The sequence below is a fragment of the Agaribacter marinus genome (assembly GCF_030160655.1).
Taxonomy (GTDB): domain Bacteria; phylum Pseudomonadota; class Gammaproteobacteria; order Enterobacterales; family Alteromonadaceae; genus Glaciecola; species Glaciecola marina.
In genome coordinates, this window is record NZ_BSOT01000001.1 from 63,244 (window position 1) to 86,152 (window position 22,909).

Consider the following 22,909-nt stretch of genomic DNA (forward strand, 5'->3'; position numbering starts at 1 on the left):
TTATGCATATTAATAACTATTAATTATAGTTAAAAGGGAGTATATTTATTTTCGAAGTGGATTAGATCAAATTATTTGTTTGTTTAAACTCATTTCTCCCTACTATAGGCCAGTTTTTGTGTCTATTTCGCCTCTAGCTCGTTTGAGTTAGGGGCATTTTTATGTCCTAATCTATCCTGCAATGACAACTCCACACAGGATTCTGTATATGTTAGGTACTCCTTATCCAATTGGCGAACTCGGTAAACCTTGGCAACAAGCTGAAAAAGATGCATGGTTAGTAAGTCAACAGATTAAGCGTTCGTATCATGACGACGTTTTATGTCGCTTTAATGACTACCCGTCTACTTTTAAAAAAATACAATATGGCGAATTGAAGTATAAAGATAATCAACTTGCTGATAAAAATTATCCGCTGCTCGCGTTTGTACCAAGCAATTGGCAAAGCCAATTACCGACCATTTTAATTACTGGCGGTGTGCACGGATACGAAACTAGTGGCGTTCAGGGCGCATGTGAATTTTTATTGGTGCATGCAAGTGGTTATTTGACGGCGTTTAATTTAGTGATTGCGCCATGTGTAAGTCCATGGGCGTATGAGACCATTAATCGCTGGAATCCACTTACCTTAGACCCCAATCGTTCGTTCTACAAAAATAGTCCTGCTCAGGAATCTGCTAACTTAATGGCTTTTATTGCAAGTCTTGGCGTTGAATTTTTAGCGCATATCGATTTACATGAAACGACAGACACAGACGACACAGAGTTTAGGCCCGCCTTAGCGGCAAAAGAGGGGACGGTTTTTTCTGATTGGGGTATACCGGATGGGTTTTACCTAGTTGCAGATTCACAATCACCACAAGCAAGTTTTCAAAAAGCGATCATTGATGAGGTGATGAAAGTAACGCATATTGCCCCGCCTGATGGAAACAATCAGATGATTGGTGCTGATGTTTATCAGCATGGTGTGATTTGCTACGACAAAAAAGCTTTATTTCTGTGTGGGGGGATTACTCACGCGCCATACGTGACAACAACAGAAGTGTATCCTGATAGTCCAAAAGCAACACGGGATATATGCATTGAAGCGCAAGTGGCTGCGTTAGAAGGTGGCTTGCGGTACCTCAAGCAATTGTGATGGAAAGAGGCAACGCGACGGTAGTTAACTGAGCCTGCAACAAATTCTGCGTAATGTCTCTGCCATTATGTAGATACACCAATTACTTCGAATGGGGATTTATGGTGTCTAAGGCATTTTTGGCCTCATTAAGTATGGATTCGCCAACGCCGATATTTTTTGCGGAGCCGTCTATAGCTGCCAACGCGCCTTCTTCAATAACACTTAGACGGTTCACTATTTCTTCGACTTCTGCGATTTGTGCATTGGCTTTAGATTGAATTTCGCCAATATGCTCGTCAAAGTCCTTGATCGTTTGTTTAAGTGTTTCTGTTAAGTTGGCTAAGCCCTTTTCACTCTCACCTGTTTCTTCTAATGTCGTTTGCAAAATGGATGAGAAGTTTTCAGCCTCCGTTCTTATATGTGTTTCCATTTTGGACAAGTTCTTTACTTGTTGGCCGATTGCATTTGCGTTCTCACCTGATTCGACCGCTAACTTTTTCACTTCATCTGCGACTACCGAAAACCCTCTTCCCATTTCACCTGCACGCGCTGATTCGATTGCTGCATTTAGTGCCAGTAAATTGGTACTTGCTGATATCTCAGAAATAGTTACTGTCATTTCTGATATCTTGTTGAATTCACTATTAAATTTCTGTGTAGTTTCAGACATTGAGCGCGTCCATGCTTCTGCTCGATAGACAATGTCAATCAGCATACTTACACGTTCGTTCAATGATTGGTATGAGGTGTCGAGAGTTTCCAATTGTTGACTACTCGTTAGGTTCATTGCATCTATTTCAATGGCGCTGTCTTTAATGTTCTGTGCTTTTAATTTCGATTCAGATACAACACCCGCTCTTTCTTTGGATGCTTTATTCACTTTACGCGCGACGTTGGATACCGTATTGCCTAAATCTCTCAATGATTCTAGGTGTTTAGCCAAGTTGTTTGACAAATTTTGATGAAGCGTTTCTTGTTGCTCTAGGTTGGCTTGTGCTTCTTTTTCTTGTTTGGCAGCATTCTTCATTCGACCGTATTGATATACACAAAAGGGCACAAGATATGTTAAGAATAGAGAAACGAGATTTATTGGCGTGTCACCCAATATTGCTTGCCATTGATTTATCAATGTCAAAATAGAACCAATAATTAATGCGGTCTTAAAGCCGCCAAACCAATCAATTTTTTGCAAGTTACTACCTAAAAGAAGTAATGAAAATCGTCGTGACAAAATGATATCTAAGCAAATATCTGATTAACAGTATTATTTTACCTAAACTTTGTATTAAGTCGTTATTATCCTTCATCTAAATGCTCTTTTAGATACGTAAAGTGACCGCCTACAAAAGTGTCCGACTCGGACACTTTTACTGTCCGCGGACACTTTTTATCCCTCTGAAATTTTAAATGTTTATAAATATCATATAGTTATATGTGGCATGCAATTGGCTAGCAGTATTTGAAATTACTATTGGCAAGTAGCGTCAGCAAGTGCCAGTTGCTTGAGTCAATATGAAAACACACTACGTGTGGTAGTCATTACGTTTGGCGATGTGAGTCGTCTGTGTTTTGTATTGCGAACTGACTACCGCCTAAATGAGGACATTGCATAATGATTAAAGATACCAGCGCACAAGATATCGTGATTGATGGCAAAGGTATGTCTAAACGGAAGTTAGCGGTTGGCGGCGCAGTATTGTTGTTAATTGCATTTGCTGCTAATGCGATCATTACGCAGCCTAAAGCAAGTATGTCGGTAGACCGCAACGCCTTGCAAATTGCGACGCTAGAAAACGGTGATCTGATACGTGACGTTACTGCAAACGGACGAATAGTTGCCGCAAATGCCCCGCAGTTATATGCACCAGAACAAGGTTTTGTGAACTTGTTAGTAAAAGCGGGAGATGAAGTTAACAAAGGCCAGACCGTCGCGGTAGTGGAAAGCCCTGAGCTTGAAAATCAATTAAAGCAACAACGGTCTGAATTCAAGCGACTTGAGGGCGAATTAGCCCGTCAGGAGCTAGATGCTCGTCGGCAAACATTACAACTGACAAAACAACTGGATTTAGCGTCTGTAGATCTAGATGCTGCAGAACGCGAAAACCGCCGAGCTCAAGCCAGTATTGTAAATAATCTGATTAGCCAGATAGATTTAGAAAAAGCGGTTGATGACTTGGCGCGTGCTAAGTTGAATTTCAAACATGCTAAGCAAGAAGTTGAATTAGCGAAAGACACCCTAGCGTTTGAGCTTGATAGTGCGCGAAGTACAGTGTCTACCCAAGGCTTAGTTGTAGAAGAGCTAGAAAGAAAAATCAATGATTTGCAGATTTTAGCGAGTGTTAACGGGGTGGTAGGGAATCTCTTAGTGCAGCCAAGAGCACTTGTGAGCAAAAACCTTGCGTTAATGACATTAGTCGATTTAAGTGCATATGAAGCAGAAGTCAATGTTGCAGAAAGTTATGCCAATGAATTGAGTTTGGGCATGCCAGTGGAAATTCGTATAGGTAATGAGCGCTTGATGGGTAAGCTAGCGTCTATTTCTCCAGAGATCAGCAATCGCGAAGTCACTACACGTGTCCGTTTTGAGCAAGACAACATTTCAAATATTCGCCAAAACCAACAAGTTACTGCTCGAGTATTACTTGAAAACAAGTCGAATGTACTGAAGGTGCGCCGTGGCAGCTTTATTCAAGCGGGTGGCTTTATCGCTTACAAAATCGAAAACGAAATTGCGACCCGCGTAAATATAGAACTTGGCGCTTCTAGTATGCGTGAAGTTGAAGTGCTTAATGGCTTACAAGCCAATGACCAAATCATTATTTCTAACTATGACCAATTTGAAAACGCCGACACAGTGCTTTTACGAAATTAAGCATTCACCAACGAATTTTTATGATTAATAAAATTAGATATTAGCGAATAAATATAGGAATTAACGACATGTTATCAATGAAGAATATCAGCAAAGTATATCAAACTGAAAAAGTACAAACGCATGCCTTGCGAGACTTTACCCTAGAAGTAAGTGAAGGTGAATTCATTGCCGTCACTGGTCCTTCTGGTTCGGGCAAAACCACCTTTTTAAATATTGCAGGCATGTTGGAGTCATTCACCAGCGGTGACTTTATATTGGACGGCGTAAATGTCGGCCAATTGAATGATAATCAACGAGCAGACCTTAGGAATCAAAAAATTGGTTTTATTTTTCAAGGGTTTAATTTAATTCCAGATTTGAACCTTTTTGAAAATGTTGAAGTGCCTTTACGATATCGCGGCATTAAGTCTGCCGAACGTAAGCGTCGTATAATGGAGTGCCTCGAACAAGTCGGTTTAGCCAGTCGCGCAAAACATCTACCGCAGCAATTATCTGGCGGTCAGCAGCAACGTGTGGCGATTGCTCGTGCCTTGGCTGGTGAACCGCGCTTTTTGTTGGCAGACGAACCCACAGGAAACTTAGATAGCTTAATGGCGAGACAAGTGATGGAGCTGTTAGAAGAAATTAACCGCAATGGTTCTACTATTGTCATGGTGACACATGATCCTGAGTTAGCTCGTCGCGCTCCGCGAAATATTCAGGTGGTTGATGGTCAAATAGCCGACTTTACGTTGTATCAGCATGGCGGTGCTTCGGTTCCAAGAAAATCAAATACCGTTGCTGCCGTAAATCCAATGAGCGTGGAGGTTTAGCATGTTTTGGCACTACATTGATTTGAGCTGGCGGAGCTTTAAGCGCACGCCAATGGTAACAGTGTTGATGGTCTTGGCTATTGCCGCTGGCATTGGTATTACGATGACGAGTTTGTCGGTCTATCATATGATGGCTATGGACCCAATGCCTCATAAGAGCAGTCAGCTCTTTCATCCGCAACTGAATGCAAGAGATGACGGTGACGACTGGTGGACTGAGGACAACTTACCTCATCAGATGACCTACAAAGATGCAATGAATTTATACCGCGCAGACATTCCAAGGTTGAAAGCGCCATCGATGCGCACGGGCTTTTCAGTTAACTTGAATTCTCCTGATGTTAAACCCTTTATAGAAAGTGTCAGAATGACCAGTCGTTCATTCTTCAGCATGTTCGAATTCTCATTTATTCACGGTGCGCCTTGGAGTCAAGGTCAAGAAGAAAGTGCGGCAATGGTGACGGTGATTAGCCGCTCAATGAGTGAAACGTTGTTTGGTCAGAGTGATTCAGTCGGCGAAAACGTATATTTCGATGATAACGTATTCCAAATCGTCGGCGTTTACGAAGACTTTGATTATCATGTGAAGTTTTATGACTTAACGAACGGTGCTTTTAATCGCGCCGAAAATGCCATGATCCCTATTACGTTGATTCCACCCTTGAAAGCTCAAACATGGGGCAATACCAATGGCTGGAAATTTGAAGAAATTAATAGTTATCAGGATATGCTGAATTCAGAGCAGGCGTGGTTGCAGTTTTGGGTACAACTGGATACCACGGAAGAAGAAAAAGAATATCGAGAATTCCTCACAAATTACCTCATTGAGCAGGAATCTCTGGGTAGGTTTGAGCGTGAAGAAGTGCATTTTGCCCTGAGAAACTTAACACAATGGATGACATACAATAGGGTTGTTACTGAAGACAACCGCATTCTTGTCAGTGCTAGTTTTATGTTTTTGACGGTATGTCTAGCGAATATATTAGGTTTGTTGTTGGGTAAGTTTCTGCGTCGTGTACCTGAAGTTGGTGTGCGCAGAGCTCTTGGGGCAAATAAACGCCAAGTATTTTTGCAACACTTAGTTGAAGTCGGCCTGTTGGGCTTTATTGGCGGCATTATTGGGATTGGCATTGCGCAACTTGGTCTATGGGGAGTAAGAGCTACTTACAGTTATTACAGTGCAATCGCAACAATGGATATAAGTATGTTATTAGCAGCGCCTGCCATTGCCATTGGTGCTTGTGTCATCGCCGGCATTTATCCTGCGTGGCTTGTGTGTCGAACTAATCCGGCTATTTGCTTAAAGACTCAATAGGAGAACAGACAAATGTATAAGGCAATGTCAGAAATAAAACCAATTGTAAATGCGCTTAAACGGTCAAAAGTCGGTGCTATCTTATTGATGATCCAAATCATGATAACTACGGCGATTGTAAGTAATGCTGCGTTTATTATTTACGACCGTTCTACTTATCTTCAGCAAGAAACTGGCTACCCGGAAGACGAAATCTTGTATTTCGCCATAACTACTTTTGGCGAAGATATCGATTTATCGCAGTTATTCGAAGAAACCGAAACGACCTTAAGGGAAATTCCCGGTGTCATCGATGCTGCGGTAATCGCCGCGTTGCCACTTTCTGGCAGTGGTTCTGCAAGTGGCTTTGATACCTTGCCCCATGATCAGCATCAGAATGGAGACAATCGTAATGTTCGGGCTGCATATACGACAGGGGACGATCACGTATTAAATACATTAGGCGTGAAGATAGCTGAGGGGCGCGACTTCCGGCCAGAAGACATCGTCGTCACAAATGATCCATCAATGTTAGCTAAAGTCGCAATAGTGAGTCGTGCATTTGCTGAAGAGATATTTCCGGACGAAAATGCCATCGGGAAAACGTTTTATTCTGGCAATACCGGTGTTGAAATTATTGGGATTGTTGACACAATGAAAGGGCCTTGGCTAAAAGATTCAAGACCAAATAATGTCATTATATTTCCGCGGGTCGAAGCACGCATGTATCAAAATGTTGCTGTCAGAGCGACGGCAGAAGACAGAGCGTCAGTGAGAAAATCCATTGAAGATAAAATACTTGCGCAATATGATAAGCGCGTAGTGATAAACATGCGAGGAATGGACGAAGCCAAGGCCGGATACAACGCTGCGGATTTGTTGATGTTACGCATGCTGGTCGTCTTGATTGTGGTACTTGTTATGATTACTGCCCTTGGTATTTTTGGCATGACAGTATTTAATATCAATAAACGCACGCGCCAAATTGGCACTCGACGCGCTTTAGGTGCTCGTAAATCGGCTATTGTGCAGTACTTTCTTGTTGAGAATGGGCTTATTTGCTTGGTTGGTTTGTTTTTCGGATGTATTGGTGCTTATTACCTCGGAGGGATGCTGTTGAGAGAGTATTCATTGCCAGCCCTAAATAATCTCTATATCGTAGTGACGGCGCTTTCTGTCTTAGTGGTGAGTTTGTTGTCAGTCTTGTTGCCCGCAAATCGTGCGTCGAATATATCACCGAGTATCGCCACAAGAACAATATAACGGCGCGTGAAGTAAGAAGATTGACGCGCAGCCATTAGCGCGAACAAAAATCAACAAAGCGTAAAACGTTTGAGTAGTAAATGGACAAAATACTTATAGTCGATGATACACCGGCAGTGCTGCAGGCACTGTCGCTGATACTGGAAATACACGGGTATGATGTGATTACAACGACATCGCCTGAACAGGCAATCTCGTTAGTAAATCAGTTGCGTGTGTCTTTAGTCATTCAAGATATGAATTTTACGAAAGACACAACGTCTGGTGAAGAAGGAAGCAGCCTGTTTTACAAACTGCGTGAATTAAATATACACCTCCCTATTATTCTGATTACCGCATGGACCGACCTAGAGCAAGCTGTTGAACTAGTTAGAGCCGGTGCCGCGGATTACATAGCTAAACCTTGGGACGACCAAAAATTGGTAAATACCGTAGCGAATTTGGTAGAACTAGGTAAAACGAAAGCGCAGAGTGCACAACTTACCCGACATCAGAATGACACTATGCAGAGTAAAACTGCAGCGGCGGATGTCGGGCTAATATACGCCAGTGCCGCAATGCAACGCATGGTGGACATGTCTATTCAAGTTGCAAAGTCTGATGTGTCGGTGCTAATTACTGGGCCAAATGGTGCAGGTAAAGAAAAAATTGCCGAGCTTATCCATGCCAAATCGCCACTCGCGCATAAACCCTTTGTAAAAGTTAATTGCGGCGCCTTACCTGCTGACCTTATTGAGGCGGAGCTGTTTGGGGCGGAAGCAGGCGCTTATACAGGCGCAAATAAAACGAGGATAGGGCGCTTTGAAGCTGCCAACGGCGGCACATTGTTTTTAGACGAAATTGGCAATTTGTCATATGAAGGGCAAACCAAACTATTACGCGTATTGCAAACGGGTGAATTTGAACGACTGGGCTCTGTTAATACTCAAAAGACGCAGGTGCGAATTATTAGTGCGACCAATGCCAATTTGGTTGCAGACATCGCGAATGCTCGCTTTCGAGAGGACCTATTTTATCGCTTGAACGTTATTGAGTTAGCTATTCCTGCATTAGCCGCTCGACGTGACGACATCATGCCATTGGTACACTATTTTTTACCTCATCGAAATATCAGTTTGGATGCGGAAAGACTGCTGTGTGAACATAAATGGCCGGGCAACGTGCGTGAATTAGAAAATGCGTGTAAACGCGTTGCTGTGTTCAAGCCAGAAGGCGCAATCGAGGCGAGTGATTTTGTATTTGTCGATGCGAGTGTCAGATTAAGCTCCTCAGCAGCCAATATACCAACGAATAGCGTCGCTGCCGAGCCTGACAAGGAGAGCTTAGAATTGGCGATGAGAGAACACAGCGGTGTGATTGCTAGAGTCGCTCGGCAATTTGGTATGAGTAGACAAGCGCTTTACCGCCGCTTAAATAAGTTGGATATCGAATACTGATGCGATTGAGTATGCTGTCTCGCCTCTATTTGGTCGTGCTGTTAATTGCCTTATGTGCTTGCGCAACATTATTCTGGTTTTCTTCGCTAACACTCAATATGACTATTTTAGTCACCTTAAGTATTCTTATTGGCAGTTTTATCCTTGCGCGTTTTTTCCTTTCCGATTTCCGCTCCGGTATTGAAGCTTTAGAGCTGGGCATGTTAAACATAAAAGATGGTGAGTTTTCTACCAGCTTGTCTTACCAAAAGGAAGACGAGTTTGGCAGGTTATGTAGCTTATACAATGAAACGGTTGAACAGTTACGAAAAGAAAAACATTGGCTTTATCAACGCGAACTACTCCTTGATAAAGTGACCCAAAGTTCGCCAGACGTATTATTCTTAACAGATAACGAAGGCATTCTTGTTTTCAGCAATATTGCGGCTCGCGATTTTTTTGGAAGTAGCGCCGGAATAGAAGGGGCATCGATTTACGACCTAGCGAAAAACGCGCCTAATGGATTCGATGATGTGATTGATAGTATGAAAGAAGGCCTATTTACACTCACACCTAATGAACAAGAACAACAAACATGGCACATTTCTAAAGGCAGTTTTTCATTGAACAATCACCCGCATATTTTGTTTATCCTAAAACAAATGACGCGCGAACTGAGTCGTCAAGAAGTGGCGGTTTGGAAGAAAGTGATCCGTGTGATCAGCCATGAATTGAATAATTCACTAGGTCCAATTTCATCGATGATCCATAGCGGCAAGATACTGACTAAAGGCTCGGAAGATGAACGTTTATCACGAGTGTTTTCGACAATTGACGAACGCATTAAGCACTTAAGTGAATTTGTTCAAGGGTATGGTAAATTTGCTAAATTGCCAGAACCGAAAATACAAGCCATTGACTGGCAGCCCATGCTGACGCAGCTGTCCGCACATTGGCAGTTTACTTTTGATACGTCCGTTAGTGCGACCGTACATGTCGATCCAGTACAAATAGAGCAATTGCTTATCAATTTACTTAAGAATGCGCATGAATCAGGCAGTGACAGAGAAAAAATCAGTATTCTTTTCAAGCAAATTAATCGTCAAAGCATCATCGAAGTGTCTGACCGCGGGCAGGGAATGGCTGATGGTGTGTTAAGTAGTGCACTGATCCCCTTTTACTCAACAAAGTCTTCAGGCAGTGGACTCGGCTTAGCATTATGCCGCGAAATTACCGACGCTCATCATGGGCACATAGCACTGCAAAATCGAGAGGGTGGTGGCGTGACCGTTCGAGTCGTATTACCTAACTTAGTATAGCTAAGCATCCGCCAACAAAGACTGTGCTCTATACTCAACCGGCGTTTTGCCAAAGTGTTTTTTAAATACAGCATACATATATTGCACCGACGGATACCCGGCTGTTTCGGCAATTACATTGGCGCCAATGTCGGTGTTTTTGAGTAGATTAACAGCCTTCTCTAACTTTAAGGTGTGTAGTTCGTGATGGATACTATGCCCAACAGAGGATTTGAATCGATTCTCTAAATTCGATCTAGAGATACCTACAAAGTCGACAACTTGCTCAACCTTAATACCACGGAATACATTTTGTTTAATAAAATGCATTGCTAGCATGACGCTTGGATCTTTTAAGCTCTGAAAATTTGAGGATTCGCGTTCTTCAATACCCATTGGCGATACCAATATACGCTTTGGTGCGAGTTGTGGATTTTCTAAGCGGCGGTGAAGCAGCTTAGCGGCTTCAACCCCCATATTAAAACTCCCTTGTTTTACCGAACTTAAGCCTGTTCTACACAAGTGTCGTGTGACTTCATCATCGTCAATACCCACTATAGCTACTTGGTGAGGCACAAGTTTATTGAGTTGCTCGCAAGCTTGAAAAATGTGCCTTGCGCGCGAATCTGAAACCGAAATAATCCCGACGGGGTTTGATAAACTAGAGAGCCAATCTGTTAAGCGATTCATAGTGTACTGCCATGTGTCAGCGCGGGTTAAATGCCCCTGATAGATTGAATAGGGGTAGCCATCACGCTTGCATAACTCAACGAACGCTTTTTCCCGCTCTTTTGCCCATCTGAATTTGGGATCGTCGGGTAAGCCATAAAAAGCAAAGTTTTCGATACCTTTGCCTTTTAAATGCTCATAGGCTTGATTGACTAGGGCGGCATTATTTGTCGCGACATAGCAGACGTCAGGGTAGTCTTGCTCATTTGCATAAGAGCCCCCCACGCCAATGACAGGTACATCGATACTTGATAGCGCAGATTGAATCTTAGGATCGTCGAAGTCTGCAATAATGCCATTGCCTCGCCACTGCGCTATTGAGGGAAGTCGCGTTAAAAAGTCTTCTTCTAAATATAAGTCCCAATTAACTTGAGTAGACTGTAAATAATGACCAACACCTTCGATAATTTGACGGTCGTACACTTTGTTTGCATTGAACAAGAGTGTGATTGAATGCCTATCTTTGAACACAAGTCACCTTTACAAAATTTACTATCATTTATGGAGGATAACAAAAAAAAGTAAAAATGTCATCACCAAATTTTAAAATTATGTTACAAGATTTCATAATTGTTGTTTACAAGCAATTATTCAAAGATACAAAAAGAATCGTTTTCAGAGCAACTACAATGTACATAGGATTAGACTTAGGAACCTCGGGTTTAAAGGCCGTATTGATGAATGAGGCTGGAGAAATTATTTCCTCTAAAGACTACTCTTATCCTGTAAAACAGCCAAAACCACTGTGGTCTGAGCAGTCGCCAGACGATTGGTGGATTGCTTGTCAGCTTGCGTTTGATGATTTTCTTAGTCAGAAATTATTAAAAAACGTAAAAGGCATTGGTATTGGTGGTCAAATGCATGGTGCAGTGCTTATCGATAGTGAGGGAGAGGTATTGCGTCCCGCCATTTTGTGGAATGATGGTAGAAGCTGGGAAGCTTGCAAAACACTTGAGAGTAAGGTGGATGGTTGCCGCGAAATTACAGGTAATTTGATGATGCCAGGGTTTACTGCTCCCAAGCTATTGTGGGTGCAAGAACATGAACCTGAGATCTTTGAGGCAATAGATAAAGTCTTGTTGCCTAAAGATTATTTGCGCTACAAATTGACGGGCGAATTTTATTCTGAAATGTCTGATGCTGCAGGTACTATGTGGCTAGATACTAAAAAGCGATGCTGGCATGAAGGCTTGTTGAATGCGTCGGGTTTAGATTTGTGTCATATGCCAACCCTTGTTGAAGGCAGTGATATTGGCGGTTATCTAAAAGGCGCGCTAGCAGCACGGTGGGATATGGATGCCGTACCTTTAGCTGGTGGTGCGGGTGATAACGCGTCTGCTGCCATTGGTATGGGTCTTGTAAATGCGGGGCAATCAATGCTATCGCTTGGTACGTCGGGCGTCATATTTTCTGTGAGCCGGGAGTTTCAACAAAACAGTGATGAAGCACTGCATAGCTTTTGCCATGCAGTGCCGGATAAATGGCATCTAATGTCTGTGCATCTAAGTGCAGCAAGTTGTGTGCAATGGTTTGCAGATGCGGTTGTGAATAGTCCAGTCAGTCAAATTTTCGATGAAGAAGGCCTGTTGAACGTGGACGTTAGTCGGGCGCCGTTGTTTTTGCCCTATTTAACCGGCGAGCGTACGCCACTTAATAATGCATTTGCGGTAGGAAACTTCTTTGGCCTTACGGCGAATACCAGTCAAATAGATATGTTGTACGCCATTTTAGAAGGCGTAGGCTTTGCATTCAAAGACGGTTTGGCTGCCATGCAAAAAGCGGGTGCCGAGGTCAAAGAGCTGGATGTATTGGGAGGCGGCGCAAGAAGTCCGTTTTGGCGCGATTTATTGGCCTCAATTTTGGATTGCAATATTTTATATCGCGCAGGAGCAGAAGTTGCCGCGGGTTTAGGTGCGGCTCGTTTAGCCCAGTTAGCGGCAAGTGAATCGTTAGCCATCGACACGGTATGTACATCCGCAGAATTACTTTCAACACATCAACCCAATAACGAGCATCAAGCGTTGTTGAACTTACGATATGCCCGATTTACCGCAGTGAAAACCGCATTACTTCCGTTTTTTAAGGCATAAATTATCAACACTACTCATAAACTGAAACACACGAGTTTCACACTGAAAGGAGCACACCAGTGACCGCATATTTTCCAAACGTAGATAAGGTGAAATACGAAGGAACGTCTACAAACAATCCATTAGCGTTTCGACATTATGATCCCGAACAAAAAATTCTGGGTAAGTCTATGGCAGAACATCTTCGATTTGCAGCTTGCTATTGGCATAATTTTTGTTGGGACGGTGCCGATATTTTTGGCCAACCGACGTTTAATCGCCCATGGTTGGCGGGCGAAAATGATATGCAGGCGGCTAAAGCTAAAGCCGATGTTGCATTCGAATTTTTTGAGAAAAGTAGTATTCCTTACTACTGTTTTCACGATACTGACGTAGCACCACAGGGTAATTCAATTGATGAGTACATCAATAACTTCTCTGAAATGGTTGATGTATTGGAAGCTAAACAAGCATCTTCGGGCGTAAAGTTATTGTGGGGTACTGCTAATTTATTTAGTCATCCACGTTATGCTGCTGGTGCCGCTACCAGCCCTGATCCTGAAGTCTTTAGTTTTGGTGCCACGCAGGTAGTACATGCGATGAATGCAACTAAACGTTTAGGTGGTGAAAACTATGTCCTTTGGGGGGGAAGAGAAGGGTACGAATCTTTACTCAATACTGATCTTCGCCAAGAGCGCGAGCAGTTTGGGCGCTTTATGCAAATGGTGGTTGAGCATAAATACAAAATTGGGTTTACCGGTACCTTACTAATCGAACCTAAACCTCAAGAACCAACAAAGCATCAGTACGATTATGATTCAGCGACTGTTTATGGCTTTTTAAAGCAATTTGGCCTTGAGAATGAGTTTAAAGTAAATATTGAAGCCAATCATGCGACCTTAGCAGGTCACTCTTTTCATCATGAAATCGCGACGGCTATTTCACTCGGTATTTTTGGTAGTGTAGATGCCAACCGGGGTGATGCGCAAAATGGTTGGGATACTGACCAATTTCCAATGGATGTGAGTGAGTTGACATTGGTGATGTATGAAATCCTAAAATCGGGCGGCTTTACGACAGGTGGCTTTAATTTTGACACCAAATTACGTCGACAAAGTACTTCGCCGGATGACCTTTTATTGGCCCATATCGGCGGTATGGATTCGTTAGCGCTAGCCTTGAAAAAAGCGGCTAAGCTTATTGAAAATGATTTTTTAGCCGAGAAGATTAAACAGCGTTACAGTGGGTGGAATACAGATTTAGGGAAGCAAATAAGTGATGGGCAGTTTACCTTAGAAAGCCTTGCCAATCATGCAACCTCAAAAGGTTTTTCACCTAGCATTTCGTCTGGTCAGCAGGAATACCTAGAAAATCAGGTGAATGGCGTATTATTCGATTAAGAGAAGCACCATTTTGGCAAATGGCGTCTGAATGCCGGTTTTTGATATAGCGTAGGCCTCAGCATTTAATGCGATAACCCACACATAAGGTTTAAATTTGTATGTGTGGGTTTTTATTTATGGTGTGAAACAAACATCTATTCGTGAACGGTCACTTTGACAGTGTCGCAAACCTTCTGCGCTGCATTTACTGCTAGCCTTGTGTCTTCAGCACGTGCCAAACAAACACCCATTCTACGACGGCCAGATACTTCGGGTTTTCCAAACAATCGTAAGTCTGTATAGGACGCCGCGAGTGCTTCACCTAAGTTTGCAAAATTCACTTGTGTCGCATTGCCTTCGACGAGCAAAGCGACTGACGCGGATGCGCCATGAAAATGTATATTGGGAATCGGGAGTCCTAAAAATGCGCGAGCGTGCAGAGCGAACTCAGATAAGTCTTGTGAAATTAGTGTCACCATGCCCGTATCATGCGGCCTTGGAGATACTTCACTAAAATACACATTGTCGCCTTGTATGAATAATTCGACACCAAATAAACCATTACCGCCTAGCGCCTCTGTGACCTTACTCGCTACTTCTTTCGCGCGTTCTAATGCCAGTTTACTCATCGCCTGAGGCTGCCAAGATTCGCGGTAATCACCGTCTTCTTGCCTGTGCCCAATGGGTTCGCAAAAACTTGTGCCGTTGATATGTTTAATTGTGAGCAAGGTGATTTCGTAGTCAAAAGGGACAAAAGACTCAATAATTACTTTTCCCGCCCCAGCTCGCCCTCCTTCTTGCGCATATTGCCACGCATGGTCTATATCTTCGATAGATTTAACCATTGATTGGCCCTTACCAGACGAACTCATGATGGGTTTAACAATACAGGGAAAGCCAATGGTATTAATACCAGCAGTAAAGTCTTCATAGGTCTCTGCAAAGACATAGTTTGAAGTGGGTAACTTAAGCTCTTCAGCCACTAAGCGTCGAATACCTTCGCGATTCATTGTTAAGTGTGCAGCTTTTGCACTAGGTACCACGTTAAACCCTTGTGCTTCCAATTCAAGTAGTTTTGCTGTCGCGATCGCTTCAATTTCAGGTACGATGAAATCTGGCTTTTCGGCTTCAATAATTTTTTGTAAGGCCTCGGCGTCCAACATAGATAAGGTATAGCTTCTGTCTGCAATTTGCATTGCGGGTGCATTTTCATACCTATCTAACGCAACGACTTCGCAGCCCAAGCGTTTCAATTCAATTGCGACTTCTTTACCTAGTTCGCCAGAACCCAATAAAACGACTTTAGTGGGGCTTGCTGAAAATGGAGTACCCAATGTTGACATGTAATTTCCTTGTAGGCGTTTGCGCTTTGTTTACGTAGTTTGACGCAAAAAATATGCCGCACAAAATAGACCATTGAATGCTTGAAATCAAAACACTTTTAAACCACCTCAGAACTTTTTAGCATGAAGCCGATATAAATCAAAAATGTTTGATTAAGTCGATTTATTGGCGATAGGGATGGATTAAAACATTGATATTTAATACAGTCTTGTTGGGTCGAATGAAACATTACTAAAAATAAGAAATAACGGCAGGGAGAATCATGAAAATCAACAAGGGTATGTCAATACCATCCTTAACTATTCCACTTATCATGCTAACGGCATTGGCTGCTTGTCAGCCCAAAAATGATGAGCAAGACGTAACAACAGAAGAGAGTATGAAAAAACCAACAATAAATTACCCGATAACAGCAAAAGGCGAGGTGGTAGATACCTATTTTGGCACGGAGGTCGCGGATCCTTACCGTTGGTTGGAAGATGATCGCAGCGCAGAAACAGGCACATGGGTCATGGAACAAAATTCCATTACACAGGGGTTTTTAGAGAATATTCCTTACAGAGATAAAATCGCTAAAAAGCTTGAAAATGTCATCAATTACGAGCGCGTGTCAGCACCCTTTAAAGAAGGTGAGTATACTTACTTTTATAAAAATGATGGTTTACAAAATCAGAGTGTTGTGTATCGCCAAAAAGATGATAGTGAGCCGCAAATTTTTATTGATCCAAATAAATTTAGTGACGATGGCACAGTTTCACTCGCCAATATGTCTTTTTCTGAAGATGGCAGTATTGTAGCTTATATGACCTCGACCGGCGGCAGTGATTGGCGAGAAGTTTATGTGATGGATACCAAAAGCTTTGAGTTTATTGATGCTACCTTAACGAATATTAAATTTAGTGGTCTATCTTGGTATAAAAATGAAGGGTTTTATTATTCTAGTTACGATAAGCCTGAAGGTTCTGAGTTAAGTGAAAAGACCGATCAGCACAAAGTGTATTACCATAAAATAGGCACTGCGCAAGCTGATGACCAACACATATTTGGTCATAGTGATGCCGAAAAACACCGCTATGTGTGGGCACAAGTGAGTGAAGACAATCGCTACTTGTTTATTTCAGCCGCCAACTCTACATCGGGTAATCGAGCGTACCTAAAAGATTTAAGTGTTGCTGATGCGCCTTGGGTTACCGTAAAAGAAGATATTGCATCTGACGTCTCTTTACTGACATCAGAGGGAGATAATTTATACCTCTTCACAAACCAAGATGCACCTAACTCTAAAATTATCGTCGCTGACGCAAGCAACCCTGATGTTAGTGCATGGAAAGATTTAATTCCTGAAACAGATAACGTATTAAGTCCAAGTAGCGCTGGTGGCTTTGTTTTCGCAGAATACATGATTGACGCAGTGTCAAAAGTTTATCAGTACTCACTTACCGGTGAAAAGTTACGAGAAATCGTTTTACCAGGTATCGGTGCGGCAGGTTCTTTTAATGGTAAAACGCGTGAATCTACAACGTATTACACATTTGCTAATTACGTCACACCGTCAACAATTTATAAGCTAGATATTGCCTCTGGTGAAAGTCGCTTGTTTAACAAACCGACGATTGCGTTTAATGGAGATGATTACATATCTGAGCAGGTATTTTATACCTCAAAAGATGGTACAAAAGTCCCTATAATCATTACCTACCACAAAGCGACAGTGCTTGACGGTAAGAATCCGACCATACTATATGGTTACGGTGGTTTTAATATTAGCTTAACGCCTCGTTTTAGTTCCGTTACGGCTGCTTGGCTTCAATTAGGGGGCGTGTATGCAGTGCCAAATATTCGTGGTGGTGGAGAGTACGGAAAAGCATGGCATAAAGCTGGTACACAACTGCAAAAGCAAAACGTGTTTGATGACTTTATTGCTGCTGCCGAATACTTGATTGAAAACAAGTACACCAGCAGTGAATATCTTGCCTTACAGGGCGGCTCTAATGGGGGCTTGTTGGTGGGGGCCGTAATGACACAACGACCGACATTAGCAAAAGTTGCATTACCGGCGGTTGGGGTATTGGATATGCTGCGTTATCATACCTTCACAGCGGGTGCGGGTTGGGCCTATGATTACGGTACGTCTGAACAAAGCGAAGAGATGTTTAACTACTTGAAAAATTATTCGCCGGTACATGCTGTTAAACCAGGGGTTGAGTATCCTGCAACGCTGATTACAACTGCCGACCATGATGACCGCGTTGTGCCAGCACACTCCTTTAAATTTGCAGCGACACTTCAGGCCATGCAGACGGGCGTAAATCCTACCTTGATTCGCATTGAGACTGATGCAGGGCATGGCGCAGGCACGCCTATTAGCAAAACAATCGAACAGTACGCTGACATTTATGGATTTACGCTTTATAACATGGGGATTACAGCGTTACCGCAGTAACACTCGTAAGAAGCCGTTAGGGTTCAAAGAGAGTTCATTATGTTTTACTAACAATTTGCAGGTTGCAAATTGTTAGTAATTACCTCGCCAATTTTGTCCTTATCAACTTGTTTTTTGTCCTTATTGAGCATAGAGTAAAGACAGTTTTACTAGTTTTGTCTTTATATTATGAGTAAAAAAGTACTTATTGAGCACGAAAAATCATCGATTTTAGCCCTCCTAGCGGCAATAGATGAGTCTATGAGCCTTGGTGATATTGAAAAGTCACTTACCTTTTCTATCAACAAAAAAACCTTGCAAAGGCGTATAAAGTCTCTAATAGATGACGGCTATATTCATTCGGATGGTGAGAGAAATAATACTAAGTACTATGTTGATAAAGACAAAAATGTACTGAAAAATGTCTCTAAGGTGTTGAGTGAGGACCTTTTTAAAAAAGGTGTTAGGACAAAATTTGAAAATAAGGACAAACATCCTATATTTTCAAACTCAGTTATGTCCTTATTAAGTTATTTAGATACACCTTCTTATGCACGAGAAAAGTCGAGTTATCAATTTACGGTCATAGATGAGTATATTCCAAATCAAACTCAATACGTACCTGAAGCAATGAGAACGCGATTGTATGCGGCAGGTAAACGGTTTAACGAGCAGTTAGCTGCAGGTACATACGCTAAAAAAATTAGTCAACGGTTGTTAATTGATCTGTCTTATAACTCAAGTCGATTGGAAGGTAATACCTATTCAAAACTCGATACACAAAAGCTGATAGAGCAAGGTTTATCTGCTGAAGGTAAGATTCACAAAGAAACCGTAATGATTATGAATCATAAGGAAGCTATAGAGTTTCTAATTGAAAGCGCGTCAGAAATTGTACTTATCCCTCTTACAATAAGAAGTATACATTCACTCTTGTCACAAGACTTATTAGCTAACTCTCATGCATGTGGAAAGATAAGAGAAGTGCAAGTAGGCATTAGTAAGTCAGCATATACGCCTATAAGTAACCCTCATCAGCTAGAAGAATATTTATCACTTATCCTACGTAAAGCGAGTAAAGTTGAAAATCCGTTTGAAAAGAGTTTCTTTTTATTTGTACAGCTTTCGTACTTACAAGCGTTTGAGGACGTAAACAAACGCACTGCTCGGTTGGCGTGTAATATCCCATTTATTCAGCAAAACTTATGCCCTTTGAGTTTTATTGATGTGCCACAAGACGATTACTTAATGTCTTTGTTATATTTCTATGAGACAAACCAAATTGAGCCCGCACTTGAGTTATTTGAGTGGGCGTATTTGCGTTCATGTCAGCAGTATGAAGTCATTACTGAATCTCTTGGTGAAATAGATACTTACCGCATACAGTATCGTGCCGATAGAAAAATAGTGATGGGTAATATCATTCGCCAAAAGCTTGACGAGAGCGCCGCTACTAAATACCTTGAGCAATACTGTCGAGAGAACAATATTCCATTAGAGGACAAATTTGTCAGCATGACATTTGTTGCGCTTTCACAGCTGCATGAAGGCTCGATAATTGGACTAGGCATTACAGAAAAAATGTTTATCGAGTGGAAGAATACGTAGATTCACTCGACCTCAATATTACCCTAAACCAAACGAGCGAAGCCATACAAATCTTGGGTTTGTCGGCAGAAAATTAAGCGTGGTTCGTTGTATGGGGCAAAACCTCAACTCCCGAAAAGGGAGTTGAATAGACTACCTCGAAATTTCTCAATTTGAGGGACTCTGCAAACCCTGGCAAATTTCAACTTCTAATTTTTCACCATATATTTTGGTTAGCTCTTCCGTATTACATTACTCGGGAAAACAAGCGACGGCCACTAGACTTAGATTTGTTGCGACGCAAACGCGAGCGATATTCAGTACGTCCGGCCTCTAACCAGCTTTCTCGGTTTACATTAGCGTCGGCACCACGACGATTTTCCTCAGCACGACGGAAGCTGCAAAACGACGTATAAGCCTCGAGATCAAGCGACATATCTTGAATCACCAATTCAATCATAATGGCATCATCTAGGTATCCCAAACCAGGAATGTTGTCAGGTACCAAATCATGTGGTTCACTAAAGTAAGCTAAGGAGGTTAAAATTTCAGCTTTTTCGTCGTCAGGGATTTGCCACTCGTCGTCTTCCAACGCTTGAATTAAGGTGGAAAGCGAATTTAAGCGTACTTTAACGAAATCGGGGATTGAGGCGTCTTCCATTTCTTTACAAAGTTCTTGGGCTTTGGCAACTACCTGAGCCGGTGGTAATTTACTCGCTTTTTCAATGGCGGTATGCATTAATTCGCGAAAGTGAGTTAAATCACTTTCGCTCAGTTTAAGACTGATTTCAATGGACATAGTGATTCCCTTTGTAATTTTTTTGTTAAATTATTTTATAAGTTTCAGAGCATATACACTATTTTAAAGTGAGTAAAGCCCTCAAAAAACCTATTACATGGAATGTGTTTTAGTTGTTTTGTTTTGTCAAACCGAAAGCTATTTTTAATAGAAAACCAAGAACAAGACATACTTCTGGCACCTTAGCGCGTAGTTGCCATACCATGCTCATTGCTATACATTTTACCTGCGTCCAACCATAGCGAATAAATAATCAATGTTGAACTATGAAATGATTAGCGAAACCCTAAAGGCAATCTTCTATTGCGGGATGCCTTTGCTTGTAATTTCCTACCTCTTAATTGGCCGAGCTCTCCGCTCCTCGCGTTTGGGTGACTTTCATGATCTAAAGAGCTTAGAAAACGCATCGAAAGAAATGGCAAAAAAACATAAAAAAGAACGTAACAATGACCATCAAGGACACTTGGTACTTAATAAATGGATGTCGTTTGGCGGCGGATTTTATGGTTTAATGGCTTTTGTTACATATGGCTATATAGAACTAAAAGAACTGTCTGCGTTTGCGACAAAATTATTTATTCTCAACTGGGATCAGTTTTTCAGTTCTGTTGGTATAGATTTATTGGTAAACTTTTTTATTAACTCTATTCGAAACCTAATCGATGCATTTGTATGGTTTCAATTTTGGCCAAAAGTGTTACTGATCAATAATGGATGGATATGGTTGGGTGTAGCCTATGTCGCTTATGCTTGCGGCGCATATCTAGCCAAATCAATGCCGTTGAGTACGTTGTACAAGCGAATAAAAGACACCCGCACAAAACAAGTATAATGAGGATGTTAATTGATTTAACTCGCATCCTCCAATTCACCTGCTACAAATTTCAGCACATCGGCATAACGCATCTTTTCTGCAACAGAAAAACCCTTTCCTCCCGTCACCCAGAGTGGTGATGGTAGTAACTATTTGAGCTACTACCATCATATCGCTATATATCGCAAACAAAGATCTCTATACATTCAATTAAGCAATGTCCGTCGTATCAGTTGATAACTCAATGGCGCTTGCTTTTAGAGGCTGCACATCGGCCCCATAGTCAAACACAACGGCAGCGACTAAAACGATAGCTGCTGCTAATGACAATTTTAAAATGAGTGGAAAACAGAACTTAAACCATAAGTGATAAGGTACGCCTGCCATGCCAATAATGCCCATTAACACAGCATTAGTTGGAATGATCATGTTTGAAAACCCATCACCAAATTGATAAGCCAACACGGCTATTTGTCTGTTTACACCAATAATATCCCCCACTGGCGCCATTAGCGGCATGGTGACGTATGCTTGTCCGCTACCCGAAGGAATAAACAGGTTTAAAAATGACTGCATCACAAACATGCCGACTGACGCGGCTTCGGCGCCTAAATGAGATAGTGGCATTGACATCCCATGGACTAAACTATGTAAAATTTGTCCGTCTTCCATAATTAAGGCAATGCCGCGAGCAATACCGATGAGAATGGCGGTAGTCGCCAAATCTTGTACGCCTTCGACAAATTTATTGGCGGCGAGGTCAGGTGATAATTTTCCTAATATAGCGGTAGCAATGCCCCAAACAATAAACACTGCGCCTAACTCATATAGATACCAGCCGTGTTGAGATATTCCCCAAATCGCTATAGCAATTGCGGCGACTAAACCAAACAAAATGAGTTTGTGTCGTGTATTTAATGCTGGGTAGTCAATGCTTCCAGAATGATTTAGTGGGCAAGGTAAGCCTGCCGTGTATGAGCGAGATGGGTCGTCTTGCACCATCTTAGCGTAGCGCCATACATGATGAAAACCAATAAGTACAAAGGGAACAAATAGCGCCAAACGAAGTTCAATGCCTGAATATAATGGTACATCAGCAATTTGTTGTGCAATCATGACGGTAAACGGATTAAATGCAGACACGCCATAACCAATACCATAGCCCACGACCACAATACCAACCGCGGTCATGGCATCTAACCGCATTGCTTTGCAAAGTCCCACTAAAATTAGCACAAAGGGTATGTATTCTCCTGCTGTACCAATGGCACCAGAGGCCAATGCAAAACAAAAAATAACCATAAAAATTAGCATGTAGGGGCGCTTGCCAAAACGGTCAAGTAAGTTACCAATAAGCGCATCAACGGTGCCTGTCGCGCGGGCAATGGATAATACGCCACCTACAATAAACACAAAGAAAATCACATCCTGTGCGGCTGCTAAGGCGCGAGGTATGGCAACAAAGAAATCCATTGGCGTTAGTCTAATTTGTGATTCGGCTAACGCGTATGTGTTTGGGACAACTGCTTGTCGCCCATTTTCAAGCGTTACTGTTTCGAAAAAACCTTGGGGTACGAGCCAAGTAGCAATGTAAGCGACTAACATCATCGATAGTAGCAATATGAGTGTATGAGGTACTTTGAATTTTTCTGTCATTTTTTATTCTGATATTTTTTATTTTTAGTG

17 protein-coding genes are annotated in these 22,909 nt (G+C 42.0%); 12 read left to right on the top strand and 5 right to left on the bottom strand.

The genetic code is table 11. The features are described from left to right. Positions 1-208 precede the first annotated feature (208 nt). Complete coding sequence (locus tag QQK00_RS00300; protein WP_284215476.1) at positions 209-1,138, top strand: M14 family metallopeptidase; 930 nt, start codon at positions 209-211, stop codon at positions 1,136-1,138. Positions 1,139-1,220: 82 nt separating this feature from the next. Here the strand turns inward: QQK00_RS00300 and nrtS are convergent, their stop codons facing one another. Further along, a complete protein-coding gene (gene nrtS / locus QQK00_RS00305) occupies positions 1,221-2,312 on the bottom strand; it encodes a nitrate/nitrite transporter NrtS (protein ID WP_284215477.1) in 1,092 nt (363 codons plus the stop codon). A gap of 420 nt (positions 2,313-2,732) precedes the next feature. Here nrtS and QQK00_RS00310 point away from each other — a divergent pair, with 420 nt between their 5' ends. The 6 genes from QQK00_RS00310 (at position 2,733) to QQK00_RS00335 (ending at position 10,098) form a co-directional block, all read left to right on the top strand. Next, the gene (locus tag QQK00_RS00310) at positions 2,733-3,992 is read left to right on the top strand and encodes an efflux RND transporter periplasmic adaptor subunit (protein WP_284215478.1); all 1,260 of its coding nucleotides are present in this window, start codon (positions 2,733-2,735) and stop codon (positions 3,990-3,992) included. Positions 3,993-4,060: 68 nt separating this feature from the next. Further along, positions 4,061-4,807 (top strand): ABC transporter ATP-binding protein, encoded by a 747-nt coding sequence (locus QQK00_RS00315; RefSeq protein ID WP_284215479.1) that lies wholly within the window; start codon positions 4,061-4,063, stop codon positions 4,805-4,807. A 1-nt stretch (position 4,808) separates the two neighbouring features. After that, entirely contained in the window at positions 4,809-6,122 is a 1,314-nt protein-coding gene (locus QQK00_RS00320) for an ABC transporter permease (protein WP_284215480.1), read from the top strand. Between the two features lie 24 nt (positions 6,123-6,146). Further along, positions 6,147-7,364 carry an ABC transporter permease gene (locus QQK00_RS00325; RefSeq protein WP_284215512.1) on the top strand — a complete coding sequence of 406 codons (1,218 nt, stop codon included), beginning with the start codon at positions 6,147-6,149 and terminating at the stop codon, positions 7,362-7,364. Between the two features lie 80 nt (positions 7,365-7,444). Continuing rightward, on the top strand, positions 7,445-8,800 hold the full coding sequence (locus QQK00_RS00330; RefSeq protein ID WP_284215481.1) for a sigma-54-dependent transcriptional regulator: 1,356 nt from the start codon (positions 7,445-7,447) through the stop codon (positions 8,798-8,800). Between the two features lie 11 nt (positions 8,801-8,811). Beyond that, complete coding sequence (locus QQK00_RS00335) at positions 8,812-10,098, top strand: sensor histidine kinase (protein ID WP_284215482.1); 1,287 nt, start codon at positions 8,812-8,814, stop codon at positions 10,096-10,098. Here QQK00_RS00335 and QQK00_RS00340 read toward each other — a convergent pair whose 3' ends face one another. Beyond that, positions 10,099-11,277, bottom strand: coding sequence for a XylR family transcriptional regulator (locus QQK00_RS00340; protein WP_284215483.1), 1,179 nt, complete (start codon positions 11,275-11,277; stop codon positions 10,099-10,101). It abuts the gene before it with no gap. 158 nt (positions 11,278-11,435) lie between these two features. Here QQK00_RS00340 and xylB point away from each other — a divergent pair, with 158 nt between their 5' ends. Both xylB and xylA read left to right on the top strand, forming a co-directional pair. Further along, on the top strand, positions 11,436-12,896 hold the full coding sequence (xylB, locus tag QQK00_RS00345) for a xylulokinase (protein WP_284215484.1): 1,461 nt from the start codon (positions 11,436-11,438) through the stop codon (positions 12,894-12,896). A 59-nt stretch (positions 12,897-12,955) separates the two neighbouring features. Continuing rightward, positions 12,956-14,275 (top strand): xylose isomerase, encoded by a 1,320-nt coding sequence (xylA, locus tag QQK00_RS00350; RefSeq protein ID WP_284215485.1) that lies wholly within the window; start codon positions 12,956-12,958, stop codon positions 14,273-14,275. Positions 14,276-14,412: 137 nt separating this feature from the next. Here xylA and purT read toward each other — a convergent pair whose 3' ends face one another. Further along, positions 14,413-15,600 (bottom strand): formate-dependent phosphoribosylglycinamide formyltransferase, encoded by a 1,188-nt coding sequence (gene purT, locus QQK00_RS00355; protein ID WP_284215486.1) that lies wholly within the window; start codon positions 15,598-15,600, stop codon positions 14,413-14,415. Between the two features lie 263 nt (positions 15,601-15,863). Between purT and QQK00_RS00360 the strand changes: the two genes are divergently transcribed. Continuing rightward, the gene (locus QQK00_RS00360; protein WP_431307710.1) at positions 15,864-18,044 is read left to right on the top strand and encodes a prolyl oligopeptidase family serine peptidase; all 2,181 of its coding nucleotides are present in this window, start codon (positions 15,864-15,866) and stop codon (positions 18,042-18,044) included. A gap of 168 nt (positions 18,045-18,212) precedes the next feature. After that, entirely contained in the window at positions 18,213-19,631 is a 1,419-nt protein-coding gene (locus QQK00_RS00365; RefSeq protein ID WP_284215487.1) for a Fic family protein, read from the top strand. 226 nt (positions 19,632-19,857) lie between these two features. Here the strand turns inward: QQK00_RS00365 and QQK00_RS00370 are convergent, their stop codons facing one another. After that, positions 19,858-20,409 carry a YkvA family protein gene (locus tag QQK00_RS00370; RefSeq protein WP_284215488.1) on the bottom strand — a complete coding sequence of 184 codons (552 nt, stop codon included), beginning with the start codon at positions 20,407-20,409 and terminating at the stop codon, positions 19,858-19,860. Positions 20,410-20,824: 415 nt separating this feature from the next. On the opposite strand from QQK00_RS00370, the gene QQK00_RS00375 reads away from it, so the two are divergent. Beyond that, a complete protein-coding gene (locus QQK00_RS00375) occupies positions 20,825-21,241 on the top strand; it encodes a hypothetical protein (RefSeq protein ID WP_284215489.1) in 417 nt (138 codons plus the stop codon). Between the two features lie 192 nt (positions 21,242-21,433). Here QQK00_RS00375 and QQK00_RS00380 read toward each other — a convergent pair whose 3' ends face one another. After that, the gene (locus QQK00_RS00380) at positions 21,434-22,879 is read right to left on the bottom strand and encodes a YfcC family protein (protein WP_284215490.1); all 1,446 of its coding nucleotides are present in this window, start codon (positions 22,877-22,879) and stop codon (positions 21,434-21,436) included. Positions 22,880-22,909: the final 30 nt, after the last annotated feature.